Source organism: Kitasatospora sp. NPDC054768 (assembly GCF_053612025.1).
Genome location: NZ_JBSHBN010000330.1, coordinates 1 through 2,043, shown reverse-complemented (window position 1 = coordinate 2,043; position 2,043 = coordinate 1). Strand labels below are relative to the sequence as shown.

General features: G+C 75.0%; 1 protein-coding gene. It reads left to right on the top strand.

What is annotated here, in order from left to right:
- Positions 1-143 precede the first annotated feature (143 nt).
- The gene (locus tag ACWGKU_RS40890) at positions 144-1,733 is read left to right on the top strand and encodes a protein kinase domain-containing protein (protein WP_452181080.1); all 1,590 of its coding nucleotides are present in this window, start codon (positions 144-146) and stop codon (positions 1,731-1,733) included.
- The last annotated feature ends 310 nt before the right edge of the window (positions 1,734-2,043 follow it).

The window sequence follows — 2,043 nt, the reverse complement described above, 5'->3', positions numbered from 1 at the left end:
GGGGCGGGGGGGGGGGGCCCCCCCCCGCGCCCCCCCCCCCGCCACCCTCCGCCCCTGGTCGGCGCGTTCGGCGGTGCGGCTATCGTGCACAGGTGCACGAGGCGGCCCGGGACCCCGGGCAGGGCACGTGAGGGGAGCTCCAGGTGATCGGACGGGCGCTGAACGGGCGTTACGAACTCGTCGACTTGCTCGGCGTCGGCGGCATGGCCACCGTCTGGCGCGGGACGGACCGGGTGCTGGGCCGTCAGGTGGCCGTCAAGGTCCTCAACGGCGGACTCGCCGACGACCCCCGCTTCGCCGAGCGCTTCAGCCGCGAGGCGCAGCACGCGGCCATGCTGGCGCACCCGAGGATCGTCATGGTCTTCGACTCGGGCGTGGACCAGGGCACCCCGTTCATCGTCATGGAGCTGGTCAACGGCCGTTCGCTGGCCGCCCTGCTGGCGGAGCAGCAGGCGCTGCCGGTGGAGCGCGCCGTGGGCATCGCGGCGGCGGTCTGCGAGGCGCTGTCGGTCGCGCACGCGGCCGGGCTGGTGCACCGGGACATCAAGCCCGGGAACATCATGATCACCGATGACGGCGGGGTGAAGGTCGTCGACTTCGGCATCGCCAGGGCCGGTTCCTCCAGCAACCTGACCCAGACCGCGAGCGTGCTCGGCACGGCCGCCTACCTCTCGCCCGAACAGGCCACCGCCTCGGAACTGGACGGGCGGACGGACCTGTACGCGGTCGGCTGCGTGCTGACCGAGATGCTCACCGGCGCGACCCCGTTCACCGCCGAAACCCCGGTGGCGATCGCCTTCAAGCACGTCAGCGAGCAGCCGCTGCCGCCGTCCGCCCGCCGCCAGGGCCTGCCGCCCGCGCTGGACGCGGCGGTGCTGCGGCTGCTGGCCAAGAACCCGGTCGACCGCCCGGCCGACGCGGCCACCGCCCGGGCCGAACTCCTCGGCACCGTACCAGGGCTGATGGTCGCCGACCCGACGGCGGAGCTGCTCGCGAACGCGGGCGGGGCCGCCACCCAGCTGCTGCCGCCGGTGCCGCACTTCCCGGCGCCGAACCAGCAGCACACCACGGTGCTGCCGCCCCAGCCGCCGGCCGCCACCTCGGTGATGGCGCCGATACCCGCCCCGGCGGCTCCCGCCTACGTCCCGGTCCCAAGGCCCGGGCCCGGGAACGCGCCCGCGCCTGCCCGCAGCCGGCGGAAGCCGCTGGTGTTCGGGGCGTTGGGCGTGGCGGGCCTGGCCGGCGTCACCGCGCTCGCCCTCACCGCCTTCGACGAGCCGGCCGGCAACGCGGCCGCCGCCAAGCCCGCCGCGGCCACCGCCCCGTCCACCGCCCCGGTCACGACGCCCACCCCGAAGGCCTCCGCGGGCTCGGCGGCGCCCACCACCAGCTCGGCGGCGCCGTCCGCACCCCCGGCCCCCACCCAGGCCGTCCCGCGCAACCAGCCGGCAGCGCTGCAGATCCAGGCCTTCCGCCAGGCCGTCGCCCAGGCCCAGGTCGGCAGGGAGCGGGACAAGCAGACCGACCTGTTGAGGATCCTCGACACCACTGCCGCGCGCCTCAACGAGGGCAACCCGGACGACGCCGCGCAGGAGCTCAAGAACGCCCAGAAGGTGGTCAAGGACATGGGCAAGAAGCACGCCATCGACGTCCCGACGTACGCCAACTGGAACACCCGCCTCTCGGCCCTGTTCGCCACCCTGCACACCGCCGTCGACCTCCAGGACGACTGACGGGCCCGGCCGCCTGTCACCGGCTACCGGCTACCGGCTCCGGCCGTCGGCTACCGGCTTCGCGGAGGCGGATTCGCGTCCTTCGCCGCGGGTGAGGGTTCCATCCTGAGTGCACAGCACTGTCCACAGCCTGTGGACAGTGCTGTGGGCCGGCCACACCGACCACACCGACCGCACCGACCACGGCGGCCCCGGCATCCGAAGGCACGGGAAGTCGGCCCGGCCGACTTCCCGTGCAGCGGAGGCCCCCCCCACCCGCCGGAGCGACCCGCCGGTCCAAAGCCCCGCCCACCCCATCGAGCCGAAGGCC